11 protein-coding genes are annotated in these 15055 nt (G+C 55.4%); 5 read left to right on the top strand and 6 right to left on the bottom strand.

The genetic code is table 11. From position 1 onward, the window contains the following. Window positions 1-202 precede the first annotated feature (202 nt). Complete coding sequence (locus VN12_RS17850; RefSeq protein ID WP_205855077.1) at window positions 203-1192, top strand: hypothetical protein; 990 nt, start codon at window positions 203-205, stop codon at window positions 1190-1192. An 80-nt stretch (window positions 1193-1272) separates the two neighbouring features. Continuing rightward, a complete protein-coding gene (locus tag VN12_RS17845; protein WP_146678108.1) occupies window positions 1273-2484 on the top strand; it encodes a serine hydrolase domain-containing protein in 1212 nt (403 codons plus the stop codon). A 126-nt stretch (window positions 2485-2610) separates the two neighbouring features. Here the strand turns inward: VN12_RS17845 and VN12_RS17840 are convergent, their stop codons facing one another. The 3 genes from VN12_RS17840 to VN12_RS17830 all read right to left on the bottom strand — a co-directional run bounded on the left by VN12_RS17840 (window position 2611) and on the right by VN12_RS17830 (window position 6716). Further along, window positions 2611-3618, bottom strand: coding sequence for an acetyl-CoA carboxylase carboxyltransferase subunit alpha (locus tag VN12_RS17840; RefSeq protein WP_146678107.1), 1008 nt, complete (start codon window positions 3616-3618; stop codon window positions 2611-2613). Window positions 3619-3711: 93 nt separating this feature from the next. Beyond that, window positions 3712-4614, bottom strand: a complete 903-nt coding sequence (locus VN12_RS17835) for a serine/threonine-protein kinase (RefSeq protein WP_146678106.1) — start codon at window positions 4612-4614, stop codon at window positions 3712-3714. Window positions 4615-4826: 212 nt separating this feature from the next. Beyond that, a complete protein-coding gene (locus tag VN12_RS17830) occupies window positions 4827-6716 on the bottom strand; it encodes a polymorphic toxin-type HINT domain-containing protein (RefSeq protein ID WP_205855076.1) in 1890 nt (629 codons plus the stop codon). 231 nt (window positions 6717-6947) lie between these two features. On the opposite strand from VN12_RS17830, the gene VN12_RS17825 reads away from it, so the two are divergent. Beyond that, the gene (locus VN12_RS17825) at window positions 6948-8375 is read left to right on the top strand and encodes a tetratricopeptide repeat protein (RefSeq protein ID WP_146678104.1); all 1428 of its coding nucleotides are present in this window, start codon (window positions 6948-6950) and stop codon (window positions 8373-8375) included. Window positions 8376-8461: 86 nt separating this feature from the next. Here VN12_RS17825 and VN12_RS17820 read toward each other — a convergent pair whose 3' ends face one another. From VN12_RS17820 to VN12_RS17810, 3 genes are read right to left on the bottom strand one after another with little or no spacing between them, the layout of a single operon-like run. Then, the gene (locus VN12_RS17820; RefSeq protein ID WP_146678103.1) at window positions 8462-10099 is read right to left on the bottom strand and encodes a kelch repeat-containing protein; all 1638 of its coding nucleotides are present in this window, start codon (window positions 10097-10099) and stop codon (window positions 8462-8464) included. A gap of 57 nt (window positions 10100-10156) precedes the next feature. Next, the gene (locus VN12_RS17815; RefSeq protein WP_146678102.1) at window positions 10157-10660 is read right to left on the bottom strand and encodes a hypothetical protein; all 504 of its coding nucleotides are present in this window, start codon (window positions 10658-10660) and stop codon (window positions 10157-10159) included. Beyond that, on the bottom strand, window positions 10657-11547 hold the full coding sequence (locus VN12_RS17810) for a DUF1559 domain-containing protein (protein ID WP_146678101.1): 891 nt from the start codon (window positions 11545-11547) through the stop codon (window positions 10657-10659). The genes VN12_RS17815 and VN12_RS17810 overlap by 4 nt, the downstream gene beginning before the upstream one ends. Window positions 11548-11970: 423 nt before the next feature. On the opposite strand from VN12_RS17810, the gene glpK reads away from it, so the two are divergent. Together glpK and VN12_RS17800 are read left to right on the top strand one after the other, a co-directional pair. After that, window positions 11971-13467 carry a glycerol kinase GlpK gene (gene glpK / locus VN12_RS17805; RefSeq protein WP_146678100.1) on the top strand — a complete coding sequence of 499 codons (1497 nt, stop codon included), beginning with the start codon at window positions 11971-11973 and terminating at the stop codon, window positions 13465-13467. Beyond that, on the top strand, window positions 13452-15047 hold the full coding sequence (locus tag VN12_RS17800; protein ID WP_240491185.1) for a glycerol-3-phosphate dehydrogenase/oxidase: 1596 nt from the start codon (window positions 13452-13454) through the stop codon (window positions 15045-15047). The genes glpK and VN12_RS17800 overlap by 16 nt, the downstream gene beginning before the upstream one ends. Window positions 15048-15055 lie beyond the last annotated feature (8 nt).

Here is a 15055-nt window from a genome sequence, read left to right as displayed (position 1 = left end):
GAGGGGCGAGGGGCGAGAGGCGAGAGGCGAGAGGCGAGAGGCGAGAGGCGGGAAGGCGGGAAGGCGGGAAGGCGAATTTTTCGGTGGACCCGATACACCCCCCCTGCTCTTGCCTGCCCGGTTGTACGGGCCTACAAAGGAATCAGCGATCCAGCTTCGCCAATCCGAATTTTCCCCCCAAACCGGAAAGCTTCGCGACCGCATGCGGGCCCCCATTCAGAGAATCATCTTGCCGCTGACCGCGCTGGGGGCGATCGGCGCTCTCCTCCGATTTGCTAGTTGGAAACTCCCGGAACTACCCATCGAGCAGTTGTCCGGAATGACGCTCTTCGCACCTGTATCGATTGTCGCGATTTGGTTGGGTTGGAGGCCGATTTGGCGATCCCGGGAGCTACTGACGCTCCTCATGGTATTGCTGCTCTCGTTCCTCCAGTGGAATACGGTCATGCTTTGGGGGCTGCCCCTGCAAGCCGTTCCGTTCGCCCTCGGAGTGAACGCTGCCCACTGGGGACTGTTTCTCCTTTTCGCCTCGACCATGGCCGGCCTCTTGCGATCCCTCTCGGGCCTCTCGCTGCACCCTTGCCGAATGTCGCTTCGCTTCAGCCCAGCAACCGCTCCCGCGCGGACGTTCCAATTCTCTCTGCGGCAAATCACCTTCCTCGCAACCCTGGCTTGCTTCGCCGTCTTGTTCTACAAAACCAGCGTTCTCGATCGTCCTGGATTTCTATTTCGCTCCGCTTGGTATCAGATCTTTCCAAGCGATCTGCGCACGATCGTTTCCGGTGCGGTGGGAGGTTTTCTTGCTCCGATTTGCTGGGGCGCCGTTTGGTGCGGACTGCAGTGGAAAAGCTGGCGACTCGCGGCCTTGATCGTTCTCATCCCGCTCTTGGCCATGCTCCGCGCGGGGGCAGGGGGGCTCTACTGGGATGCGCCCGTCGAGATCATGGGAACCGATGCACTGCAATCGAATCTGAATCCGCTTGCCACCGATGTCGCTTGGCTCAAAGTCTCCGCGACTACGCCGAAAGCCCAAGCGACCTGGGCGGCCTGGTTGATCGAGGCTGCGGTGCAGATGCTATGGATCCTTCTTTCACTAACATGGATTCGAAAAGCCGGCTTTGAGATTTCTAGGTCGCCCCCCTCCCCTGCCCCGAGCCAACAACGTGACCCTACCCCCTTCCCTTCGCCCTAGCCCCCTACCCTGCTCCGCGAGATGGGAGGTACCATGGAAATCATCGCCATTTCCAACCCTTGCTCCTAAGGAACCCACGAATGCCTCTCCCCAATCGACGAACGATCACCAAACAGCTCCTGCTCGCAGGCATTGCAAGTCGTTGCACCTTCGGTGGCGGTGGCCACTGCGAGAAAATTCTCGCTGCCGATCAACCCCCTGCCCCGCACTTCCCGGCTGTCCGCGAAGCGATGAAGGCGTTCGTCGAGGAGAAAGAAATTTCCGGCGCGGTGACCTTGGTCGCATCATCCGAGAAGGTCTTGCATCTGGATGCGACCGGCTTCGCAGATCTGGCGAGTCAAAAGCCATTGCAATCCGACAGCATCTTTTGGATCGCTTCGATGACCAAACCGATGACGGGCGTGTGCGTCATGATGTTGGTGGAAGAAGGAAAGCTGAAGCTCGATGCCCCCATTAGCGATTACTTGCCAGGTATGAAGGGGCTTGCACTGAGCGATGGAACTCCAGCCAGGATTACACTGCGACATTTGTTAACGCATACGTCCGGTATGGCGGAGCTTCCTGGCGGAGAGGCTTACTCGTCAAAGAACCTCAAAGAAGCGGCGTCTCGCTACGCCAAAGTGAAAGTTCTCTTTCCACCCGGTTCGAAATGGCAATACAGTCAGACATCCATCAATACAGCAGCATGTATTGTGGAGACCGTTTCCGGCAAGCCGTTTGATGTCTTTCTCGACGAGAGAGTTTGCAAACCGTTAGGGATGAAGGATACCACTTTCTATCTCTCTGATTCTCAGGCGCAGCGGCTTGCTAAGTCCTATCGAAGAACGGAGCAGGGGGAGTTGGAGGAGGCATCGATCGGTCTGCTCGGAGGGAAGAAACCGACGGATCGCGATCGCATGCCCGCGGCGAATGGAGGACTCTTTTCAACCGCCGCGGACTATTCGCGATTCGCTCGCATGTTGCTTCGCAAGGGAGAGTTGGATGGGGTTCGTATCCTATCGCCGAAAAGTGTTGCAGAGTTCTCCACCCCATCGGCAGGCGAAGTGATTACGGGCTTCACGCCGGGAAACACTTGGGGGATCGGCTGCTGTATCGTCCTCGATCCACAAGGCGTGACGAAGGATCTTTCGCCGGGGAGTTATGGTCACGGCGGCGCCTATGGCACGCAGGCTTGGATCGATCCGACCAAAGATCGTTGCTATATCTTGATGACCCAGCGGGCGAACTTCCCCAATGCCGACGCGTCCAACGTCCGCAAAGAGTTTCAAGAGAAAGCGGCAGCTGCATCGTAGCTGCCGGTTCTGAGCAGTGAACTTCTACCGCCGCTGACGATGAAAGGATGGTTGATCCTGGGAAGCGGAGGTAGCAGTTTCGGTTTGGGAGGGGACGCACCGGTCGGAGACCGGCTGTTGCTTGGGCTAGGCGGTGATGGTGGCGCCGTGGGTTTGGACGGAACCGTCTTCCAGTTGCTCGAGGAAGGTCCCCATGCGACGGAACTTCTCGTAGCGATCGGAGGCCAGTTGCGCCGCCGGCACTTTGAGCAGTCCGTCCAGGGTTTTGGACAAGTAGCCTTTGAGGCGCGAGGCCATTTCGTGGTGGTCTCGATGGGCTCCGCCGAGGGGCTCTTCGATCACATCGTCGACCACTCGTAGTTTGGAGAGGTGCGACGAGGTGAACCGCAAGGCGTCGGCCGCTTTCGGAGCGAACTGGTGGCTCTTCCAAAGGATCCCTGCGCATCCCTCCGGGCTGATGACGGAGTAGTAAGCATATTGCAACATGGCGATCTTGTTACCCACGCCAATGCCCAGTGCCCCGCCGGACCCCCCTTCCCCGATGACCACGCAGATGATGGGAACTTCCAGTTGGCTCATGAGGAACATGCTCTCGGCGATGACTTGCGCCTGCCCGCGTTCTTCGGCACCGACTCCTGGGTAAGCACCTGGAGTGTCGATGAAGCAGATGATGGGGAGCCCGTACTTTTCTGCCATCTTCATCTTGGACATGGCTTTGCGGTAGCCTTCCGGATGCGCGCACCCGAAGTGGCAAGCGGATCGTTCTTTGTACGTGCGTCCTTTTTGGTGGCCGACGACCATGACTTTGTGACGACCTAGTTTGGCGAAGCCGGTGAGCATGGCGCGGTCGTCGCCAAAGAATTTGTCCCCGTGCAATTCGACGAATTCGTCGAAGGCAAGATTCAGGTAGTCCTTGGTGTACGGACGGTCTTTGTGCCGTGAGACTTGGACGATCTGCCAAGGGCTCAGTTCGCCATAGATCTTTCTGGTCGTTTCCGTCCACTTGCGGCGAAGGGCATTGATCTGCTGTTCTTCATCCGGCGAGTGGGTTGGGGATTGCTCAAGCTGCTTGAGTTGAATCTCGATATCGAGCATCGGTTGTTCGAATTCAAAGCCAGGAGGAGTTGTTTCCATGGTGCAACTATTGGTTCGGAAGGTGTCCGTTGAAGATGGTTTGGTTTGAAACGGGGCGAGCAGGTTCGGGTATCGATGAATGCGATGCGTGTATTACGTGGGGTTATCGACTCGGCCTGCGGATGGCATGTCATCGAAGACCGAGACGTCAGGTTTCCTCGGTGGTTTTTTAAATATGGGTGTAGCGCGAATGATTTTGAGAACATCCCACATCGATTGAGGTCGGTCCTCGGGCTTTTTCGACATCATTTTGCGGATGACGTTGTTGAATTCGGGGGTGACGTTGTCGTTGACGACCAGCACGGACGGTGCCGCTGCGGTGAGGTGTTTGCTCAACAGGTCGTTTGGGGTATTGCCCGTGAACGGGGGTTTGCCGACGAGCATTTCGTAGAACATGCAGCCGAGGGAATAGATATCGCTGCGTGGGTCGAGGCCTTGCCCGCGAATTTGCTCGGGGGACATGTAGGAGCGGGTCCCTTCGACTTTGCTTTTGCCACCGAAGAGTTTGCTCAGCCCTGTTTTGGCTTTTTTGGCGATGGTGAAATCGATGAGTTTTACCAAGCCATCGCGATTGACGAGAATGTTATCGGGCTTGATATCGCAATGCACATAACCCTTGCTATGGAAGTAGTAGAGGGCTTCGCTGATTTGTTCGATGATCGAGGCCAGCATGTAAGCGATCGGTTCGGGACCTTTTCGCAACGCTTGCTTCAAGTTGATTTCGCTGAAGAGTTCAAGGACGATGAAAGGGGTGTCGGCGTCGGTGACGTACTCGACCAGCTTGATGATGTTCTTGTGATGGAGATTGCTGGCGATCTCGAACTCATGTTTGAGGAAGCCGATTTCTTCTTTATTCCCTCGTTGCTCGGGACGCAGCACTTTGAGGGCATAGCGATTGCCGTCGTCTTTGATTCCTTCCCAGACCTGACAAGTACTTCCGAGGCGGATCAAGCGGGCCAATCGGTATGGTCCCAGGAAGTCTCGAACTTTAACCATGAAAACCCTGTGTTTTGCCCGGGGATGGCTCCCCCTCCCCTGCCCTACCCTGGTCTGGGAAAAGAAAAACCCTTGCTTTGGAACGCTCCGAGGGCCCTCCCCTGCCCCGCGCTTCGCGGTTCGGCAGAGATCCCTAGAGGGCCTTACTATAAGCAAAAACCCCCTAGACGCAAAGGTTTAACCCATCCGGAGAAGTCCCCGATGCCAGGCTTCTAGCGAGAAGCAAGATGGGGTTTGACCGGTTCCGCGGGAAGACCGGGCGCTTTTTGGAAAGTCGGAATCAACTCGCCTGCGTCGAAGGAGAGGAGTCGCTTTTCCCCCACGAAATAATTGTGGTTGTCAGCCACGACGAGGTTGTAAGTGACTTCTTCCTTGGCGGAAGAAACCTCTTTGATCAACACATTTCCACTGGTCGTTCGAATCGCCATGCCCGGTTGAAGGTCCTTGGTCTTGATCCAACCTTTTCCAGTCACCCACCAGGGGTGGCCAAGTGTGCTGACGATCGATTCGCCGGACTCCAGTGTCATACTGCGGGTCGGAGCGGGTTCTCGACGAGTTGTTCGAATCACTGGCTTGAGACAGAGTTCCCCGGTCAGAATGTTCTGCGAGACAACTTGGTCCCCGATGCGAATCGATTCGATCGATGCAAGTCCCGTTTCGGTTTGTACTGTTGTACCCGCTACCAAGCATTCGCATGTGTTTTCTGGTAGCGTGAACGAAACTTGCACGGGGCGTGGAGTGTATACCGGCGAGGAATAATCTTGACCGTATTGGTAATTGATTTCTTTGGGGCCTAAGACTTCGATTTCTTGTTGTTTCTGCCACCAATTCCACCAAGTCTGCGCGGAGTCATCCAGCTTTTGACCGGACGTGGCTCGCAGTACCACGGCGATCTTACTTTGCTTTTCCCGAAGTTCGGCGTTGGAATTTGCAGCCGCTGCGGTATTCGCTTTCGCAAACCGTTCCGCCTCATCCATTGCGATACTAGCCGCCACTGCGTTCGTGGGGGACTGGATCGAAGCCACGTTGCGGCCCGATCTTAGACCCAGTCGGCGATTGGTGGCTGCCATTCGCGGCGCGATGTTGGGGCCACTACCCGCCGTTAAAATCTTATCGATCTGGATGACCTCATTCGTGTTTTGCAATTCCTGTTGACCAATGGTTTGCAATACCAGCGCGCCATTAGGTCGTGTGACGATCTGATTCTGTACTTCGATGTCCGATGCCATCAAGTCGAGAAGTTCGGGAACATACCATTCGCTTTCGACTTCTTTCAATCCCTTGATCGCAGAACCCGAGGTTGGAGAGCTCGGCTCCGCGATGGCCAGATCTGCAAGAGCAGAACACGCCTCCTTGGTCTGGAATCGACGAATCGTATTGACGAGGTGGACCGCGGTATCTCCCGAGTTTCGCACGGCGACAGCATGGAGAGCTGGCACGACTCCTGGGTCCTCTACCTTTTGAAGCCACTCAATCGCCTTCACGGTCTCTTTGCCACCGCGATCGATTTGCGAAGCCACTTCGCTTACCCGCGGATACCATTTCTTAAGGGAAGCCAAAGTCTCGGAATTCTGATCGAGAATGGATTGCCATTCCTCGGTGCTAACCCATCGATTCCCGATGCGGCGAAACCCAAGCGCTTTTCGCGCTTCGACATGGTTGGGTTGAAACGAAAGGACGCCGTACCAATGCGCCTTGGCTTGAGGCAGCCAATTTTGAGAGGTGCAATAAAGAGCCATAGAACGATGGCCCTCTAAATCTAAAACTTGATCACCGCGTTGCTTCCTGTATTTCCGAAGGCTTGATTTAAGGTCTTCTTCGGTGATCTCTTCAACTGATTTCCAATCCTTCTCCAATTGGATGAGACCCGATTGCCACGATAAGACCGATACGGCTCGTTTTGATGCATCTTCATTGTGGCTTAGTATGCTGGCGAGCAAGCTCGAGCGGTTCAGTGGGACACCTTTCGACTCATCCCGCAAAACATCTTGCACGGAACCGTATCGGGACGAGCTGCTCGATTCTTGATCTGGCCCGTCGCCATAGAGAATCGAACCCGTACCGACCTGAAGAACCAAACCGAGAGCCAACAAGCGGCTCATGTGACGACCCTTCGAATGCGTTCGCATCGCCAACTCCTTCGTGCCTTCGGGCAACTGAATACAAGAAGAGGTCAAGCAGTTGACAGCAGCAAGATCTGGCGTGAACTGCTTGAATAATAAAGCACTGACTCTGTCAAGTGTATAGAATCGGGAATTGTCGCGCCAACAGCTGGCGGAATAAAATCTGTTATTTCTGCAGTCGACCAATTTTGTGGGAGTTCGACGCACGCCATGAGCAAGCAAATCCTGTCCTGTGTCCGACTGGTTTCATTTCCCTATCTCCACGCTTCCAGTATGCCTGGTTGTTTCGGCATGTCACTGCGGTATGGGGGCCTCTTTCTACTTTGTTGGGGGTGTTTTTGGCAGGGAGTCGAAAGGGCTGTCCATGCACAAGATATGCCCGTCGGCGCCGAAGTGGCACGAGGTAACGCTCCCGAGGATAAAGCCGCTGGTCTCAGTATCGAATCCTCACCCACAAGTGCATTGGAGCAAACCACAGCAGATGTTCGTGAGCATGTAAAGAAGCATGGAATAATGCAGACGAGGCTTCAGCAGCTTCAGAATTCACTTCAGCAAACGGAGGTGGATTGGGTACGTATCCGACGCGAGCAATCCCGGCAGATGTCCATGCAACTCGCTGCATTGGAAGCTTCCGCTTTCTTGGGAAGTCTCGCAACGGACATGAATGACGAAATCAGGGCCGCGAGGAACGATCGGAACAATGTAAATTTCAACGCCGCGCAGGCAGGTCAGCAATTAAGAGAAGTCGTGCTTGCGAAAGCCCAATCGGACTTGAACGTACTCAGCCGAAACGAGGAACTAAGGCAGCTTGATGCGGTTACCCGTTCTGTCGTCAATCGCCGCATCAATACCATTCAAGAGATGCTCGATCTGCATCAAAAATGGCTTCAATGGCAGGTCGATTATGCTGGCTTTCTATTGAGGTATTGGCCTCACACCGATCCGGAACGCCGATTTTCCGAGGAGGAAATAAGGGGACGCCTTCAAGTGTTATTGCAGGCATCCGAGTCCGATTACGCTGCCATGATCGCGTGCTCGCTCCTTTACGAACGTCTCGGCAACCTTGACGAAGCTTGGACTTGGCTGGAACGAGCTGCGCAAGGTCCGATGTATTTTGAATCCACCGTACTTCACCTGCGACTCCAATTGCTTTCCGCGATGAAAAAACATCGGGAAGCCAAGATCTTGAATGCGAGGATCGCGAAACTGGAGTCGCTTTCGCCGTGCGACCGATGGATCAAAGCAAGGTGGTTGGCCGGTGAGAACAATTGGGGCAGCGCCGAATCGGAGTGGAAGAATCTTACCGACGAGAAAGATTTTCGAATCCCCGCCCATCGCACACTCTCGCTTTTGCATTTAAGAAGAGGCGACGCAAGCTCCTCTGCTCGCGAAAAGGCTTTCAAGGAGGCGAGCACCGCTCTCGATCTCACTCCCGACCCCGATTGGTTCTCGTACTTCGTGATCGCGAATGCGTGCGCAGCAATGCAACGAACCGATGATGCCATCGCCTATCTGAAGAAAGCAGACGAACTGGCGGACGAGGAAAACAAAGCTCTTTGCCAGAAGTTATCCGAGGCGATCGATCAGCAAAAGTATCTTGTGTGGGACGCGACGCGGCGCTGCGTCCCAGCACCCTGACTAGCAAATCTAGTCAGGGGAAAAAACCATGCATCCTGAGGGGTCGCCGGCGTCGGAGATCGCAATCGATGCATGTTCCAGGGAAGCTATTCTCGATCCCGGATTGCGAACGCTTCGAGCTGCACGAACTTGCCTTCCTCCATGCTGGCACCACCGATCGATACGAGGACTTTCGAGTCGATGGGTAGGAATCGATGGAAGAATCGCGGAGAAATCGAGCGACCGATCAAGTCCCATTTCTTCGTGCTGTCGTCCCAGCGAAGCATGTCCCCTTCGTGGGTACTGACAAAGAGGGATCCGTTCAAGCTCCATCCGGCTGCGCCGAAGCCTGCCATGGCTTGATCACCTAGAAGAGACGTCGACTCCGTCCAGGACTTTGTCGCAGGATCGTAAATTGCGACCTCTTTGGTGGGACCTTTCTTGTCCATCCCTCCGATCACGAAGATCTTCCCATGATGGGCGACAGTGGCGACGGCGCGTCGAACGAATGGAGGATTGGGGATGGCGTTCCATTTGGGTTGCTCGTCGGAAAGGTTCATCGACCAAGCGGTTTCGTGCCATTTCGTTTCCTCTTTGCCCGCCATCGCCCATCCCCCGACGACGTAGATGGTATCCCCGATGATCGCCGCGTCATGACTGGAGCGAGGTTCTGGGAGACTGGGCAGTTTCGACCAAGTCTTCGTTTTCCGATCAAATGCCTGCACCGAAGCTTGCGAATGAAGATCCTGCGGATCACCTGCTTTGTTCTTCGCAGAGAAACCTCCGATTAAGATCAGCTTCGAACCGTGGGCGACCATCCCTAGGCCTTGAAGCCGATCCCCGATGGCGATTTCTCTCCATTGAGGAGAGGTGTTTTGAAGATCGAGTTCGAGCAGTTTATTGGACTGTCCCTCTTCGGAATACGAGTGGGCGTCTCCGGTATTCCCTCCATAGACGTAAAGGTAATGGTCGGTATGAACCGCGCCAAAGCTTGTCGTCGGAAACGGCAAGGGAGGGAGCCGCTTGGTCACATCCTGTGTGGGCAGTTCGGGTGCCAAAAACGTGGCGGTGAAGTAGGTCGACTCGGTTTCGTAGCGAGTGTCGTGGAGTTGACCTGCGGAGGGATCGCTTGTCCCGAACATGATCCCCAAGACACCTTGGCGGAGAATTTTATCCTCGAAGGCTACTTTGCCGTCGTCGTTGGTATCTCCGCTCGCGAGTTCGTCTCCGGTGGAATTATAAAGGGTCACTTTGGTCTTCGCGAAAGGCTTTCCGGCATTCCAGGCATACACATCGATACCCTCTTCTGTGTCGATAATCTCGGCGAACAGTTTGGGTAATTTCGAAGGCTCTGCGATCGGTTGGCGGGCGACGTAGGGTGCATGGCTTTGGTGCATCGAGATGTACTGAAGTCGCGTCCCTTTGTAGACGCCGTAGGTCGCTTCGGCTACGAAAAGCCCATCGCGGGAGACCGGCTTGTCGGAGGTGCAACCGACTAAGTCAGCGGTTTCGATCTTGTTCAAGGTGAGTGGGGTCGTTTTGCCATCCAGGCTAAGCTCGACGAATTTACCTCCGGCGAGCGAGTCAGGCATTTTGTAGGATTGGTCCGCGATTCCTTCACCGAAGTAGTAGATGAGTTTCCCATGATCTCCCCGCACAAGCCATGGAAAGTGGGCTTGCGCGAGACCCGGCAGGGAGCTGAGAAACAATGCGAAGGATGCTGACCAAAAAAATGTTCGTTTCATAAATTGGTATTTCGTGTTGGAAGATGTGTTGGAATAGGACGCGTTCCTGCGCGCGATTTAGCTGGATGTAAGTTCAAGAGAAATATTCTGTTCTTTTCCCGGGGTGACCGTTACTTTGATCGTCCCGTTTTTTTGAAACTTCTTTGGAATTCCCAACTTTCGAGCTGAAGCCTGCGGAGGGGGCGCCCCGTTTCGGCTCGGCGATTCCCCTAAAGCAGGATCGGGATTGATACGGACCCAGAATTCGCCGGCGGTCGGACCTGAGTCTTCTGGGATCTCGAAGGAGCCGTTGGACAGGACACCGATTGCCGGAAGGCCTTGATCGACGGGCGTCAATACGATGGAGGCTTGATCAACCGGCCGGCTATCGATCATGACCGTCCCTCGAACGGCGACCCGTTCGAGCGAGGAATCGAAGCATCCAGTCGATAATGAAATAAGCAACAGGCTGCACCGAAGCTTCCCGGGGACGATAGCTCCTGACTTTCGGGACTTCGAGCCCGATTTTCCGGACTTTGAACCCGATTTTCCGGAATTGGAATTAGTGTCTTGGTTGCTCATTCCAGCCCTCCTAGCGGGAGGACTTCGCCACCTGCTCGCGTCGCGGCCGCGTTGTAAAGGACGATGTCGATGTTCTGGCTCCAGAACCGAACGCTTCCGTCGCCAAAGAGGAAGTTGCCCCCGCCGGTATGCTGGCTTGCATACCCTCCCATCGCAGCGGCGCGATGGAGGTTGAACGGAAAAAGGGTCGAGCCAAGTGCGATCTTGGGATACCCCACCGACCAGCGGGCCGTACCAAAGCGTACGGTGCCCGCGTAGGGAGCTGGCGCCGTAGCGGGCCAAAGGGAGTCGCGATAGTTGTAGACGGTCTCTCCTGCGAAGAGGGTGTTGGAGGTTCCGTCAGCGATGTCTCCGAACGTGCGCTGTGGGTTTTGGTAGCCAAAGCTGGGCCAATGGAGGCCGAACATTCCATCGGAAGGGGCCATGTAGTCATCGCTTCCCTCGCTGAGCAGATAGCTTGATGGGCCCCCTACTTCGTTGGCGGGTGCCATCGGAACGTCTCGGGGCAATGTCATGGATGGGCACAAATAGGTTGGAATCGTCTGCGCGGCGACTTGACGATTATTGGGATGCGAATAACTCAGACTGAAGTCCCAGAGCTGGAAGTTATTGGTTTGTTCCAGATGCGGGAGCGAAGCGACGAGCGGACTGATGAAATTGCTTTGCCACGAGCCAGCGGGGAAGCGTCTGTGGGCTGATTCGTAATTGTGCAGTCCCAAGCCGATCTGCTTCAAGTTGTTGGAACATTGCATGCGACGGGCTGCTTCTCGAGCGGCTTGAACCGCAGGCAATAGCAATCCGACCAAGATTCCGATGATGGCGATGACCACCAGCAATTCCACCAAAGTAAACGCAGCGCGCGGCGTTCCACGAAAACGATACGACATCGTTCCTGTTCCTCTTCAAGAAAACCAAGTAGGGAAATCGCGATCGAGGGACCGGTGGAGAAGCGGGAAAGCTACTTCGGTGCAACAAACGCGACACGGAAAGCTTCCCTAGCTGGCTGCAGACAAAAGAATTGCCAATGGCTTGCGGGGTACTGCTGAGACACTGATTAAAACCTGGTATGCAAGAATGTCAATCCCCTCCCGTTCCCCCCTGCCCCGACGGTGCCCTCCCCTGCCCTCTCACAAGACGGATTCCATGGGGTATGATCACGGTCCGGATAAACAGTGCGGAAACTGTGTACGAATACTCTGTACAGACGAACAGCCGGGACAGATGCCTCGAATTCTGTTGCGTCGAGAACGTCACACCATCCCGCCCCGCCCTACCCTACCCTCCTCTCCCCGCATGTTGGATAGCAAAGCATGAAATGGATATTGGCACTGGATCAAGGTACGACGAGTTCTCGCGCGATTCTCTTCAATGCGATGGGAGAGATCGGAGGAATAGCACAGAAGGAGTTCACCCAGCATTATCCACACTCCGGTTGGGTGGAACACAACCCACATGAAATTTGGAGTTCTCAGCTTGAAGTCGCCCGGCAAGTGTTGCGCGAGAACAATGTGGCTGCTAGCGAGGTCGCGGCGATCGGGATCACCAATCAACGGGAAACCGCGGTTGTTTGGGATCGCAAGACCGGAGAACCCATCTATCCGGCGATCGTTTGGCAAGACCGCCGAACAGCCCAACTCTGCGACCAATTGCGAGCAGAGGGGCATGCCGACCGGATCCAGAAGAAATCAGGGTTGGTGATCGACGCTTATTTTACGGGGACGAAGTTTCAGTGGATCCTCGACCATGTCGACGGTGCCCGTGCTCGCGCCGAGGCGGGGGAATTGGCTTGTGGCACGATCGATACTTGGTTGGTATGGAATTTAACCAAAGGAAAAAATCACTGCACCGATCCGAGCAACGCATCGCGGACCATGCTCTTTGATTTGCAAACCAAGAGCTGGGACGATGAGCTTCTTCAGCTATTACGTGTTCCGAAGTCGATGTTGCCCACCATTGTTCCCAGCAGCGGAGTCCTCGCAGAAACAGCCGAAGGGATTTTCGAATCCTCCATCCCGGTAGCGGGGATCGCGGGAGATCAGCAAGCTGCTTTGTTTGGGCAGAATTGCCACAAGCATGGGATGGTCAAGAATACGTACGGCACGGGTTGTTTCATGTTGATGCAGGTCGGAGACGAGGTGAAGAGTTCCAAGCATCGACTCCTTTCGACGGTCGCTTGGCAAGCCGGGAGCGATCAGCCGATGCAGTATGCATTAGAAGGGAGCGTTTTTATCGCGGGGGCTGCAGTGCAGTGGTTGCGAGACGGTCTAGGGTTGATCGAGTCCTCGTCGCAGGTCGAAGAGCTCGCTGCCAGCGTACCGGATACAGGAGGCGTTTACTTTGTGCCGGCGTTGGCGGGGTTGGGCGCACCCCATTGGGATTCGTATGCCCGAGGGACGATTTGTGGATTGACGCGTGGTACGACCAAAGCCCATTTGGCCCGTGCAGCGCTCGAAGGCATCGCCTTCCAAGTCGCGGATGTGCTCGATGCCATGCGTCAAGACTCAGGTCTACCGATCGAGGAACTCCGGTGCGATGGAGGGGCCTCTGTCAACGGATTGCTCATGCAGTTTCAAGCGGACATGTTGCAGTGCCCTGTCGTGCGTCCCAAGATCGTCGAAACGACCGCCCTCGGCGCTGCGTTTCTCGCTGGCCTCGGTGTTGGATACTGGAAAGATATAGGCGAACTGGAAGCGACTTGGAAATCAGAACAAGTCTTTGAGCCGAAGATGGCTGTCGCGGATGTGAATCGCTTGCGAGCGCAGTGGGCAGAGGCAGTTCAGCGATCGATGGGATGGGTGAAGCCATGATGGTGGGCGAGACGTCTATACCAAGCCGAGAATCGCAATGGGCTCGGGTAGCCGATCGAGGGACGACTTGGGATGTGATCATCATCGGCGGAGGTGCGACCGGAGCAGGGATCGCAATGGATGCCGCGATGCGAGGTTTCTCGGTGCTGGTGCTCGAAGCCCATGATTTTGGCAAAGGAACATCGAGTCGTTCCACGAAGCTCGTTCACGGTGGGGTGCGGTATTTGGAACAATTTCAGTTTCAAATGGTTCGCGAGTCGTTGAGGGAGCGAGGCCGACTCCTTGTCAATGCACCCGATACGGTCCACGAACTCGAGTTCATTATTCCCTGTCGGCGTATTTGGGAGCGATGGTTCTACGGTATCGGATTGAAGCTTTATGATTTCTTGGCGATCGGCTCGCAGACCAAGCGATCGAGGCAAGTCAGTCGCGGCGATCTTTATCAGCGATTGCCAGGGCTCGCGAAGGGAAAGTTTATAGGAGGGGTCTCCTATAGCGATGGTCAGTTCGATGACACCCGCCTGTTGATGGATACCATTTTGGCTGCGGTCGATTCTCAGGCTTGTTGTCTGAATTACGCCAACGTTGTTTCTTTGCTCCGAGGGGGCGAGGGGAAAGTTTCCGGCGTTGTCGTGCGCGATGAAGAGACAGGGACTTCATTTGACGTTCGGGGGCGTGCGGTCATCAATGCGACGGGCCCATTTTGCGATGCGGTTCGACGGATGGACCGGCCGGCGATCGAGCCCTTGGTGGCGGCGAGTCAAGGTGTGCATCTCGTCTTGCCTCGCACGTTCTTTGGTGCCTCGAGCGCGATGATCGTTCCGAAAACGACGGATGGTCGGGTTCTCTTTATGATTCCTTGGTTGGGCCATTTGCTGGTTGGCACGACCGACACGGCGATTCCCCAGGCGACCGAGGAACCTGTCCCGTTTGCCGACGAAGTCAAGTTTTTGCTCGACACGATCGAGGCGTACTGCGGGAGACGTCCACGGCCCGAAGAGTGCTTGAGCGTGTTCACCGGGATACGTCCGCTCGTCAAAGGAGATCCCAACCAAGCAACAAAGAAACTATCTCGGGATCATACGATCGAAGTGAGTCCGTCGGGATTGTTGACCATCACGGGTGGAAAGTGGACCACGTATCGGCATATGGCAGAAGATTGCGTCGATCGCATCATTGAAGAGTTCGGGTTTGCGAAGAGAGAATGCAGAACCTACGACCACAGATTGAGTCGGCGAGAGGGGATGGGGCTTCCACTGCCGAAGGAATCGTTACCGGCGTGGCCCTTGCAGGATAGCTCCACACTCGCACCGATTTTGTCACCTCAGGATCTTGTGCGAGCCATTCGATTCGAAATGGCGCGCACTGTCGAAGACGTGCTCGCACGCCGAACCCGAGCGCTCTTTTTGAATGCCTTGGAGGCCGTGGCGTTAGCACCTTACGCTGCCAGGCTCCTGGCCCATGAATTGGGGCGGGATGCAAGGTGGGAGGCCGACCAGATCGCACAATTTCGAACGCTTGCTGAGAACTACATGCCGCAACGATTTATGTCCCCTCCCCTTCCCTCTCCTGTGAACTGATTTTCGAG

It is taken from the genome of Pirellula sp. SH-Sr6A, assembly GCF_001610875.1.
Classification (GTDB): Bacteria; Planctomycetota; Planctomycetia; order Pirellulales; family Pirellulaceae; genus JBKCUI01.
The sequence above is the reverse complement of the archived record's forward strand: the minus strand, read 5'-3'. Positions and strand labels throughout refer to the sequence as shown.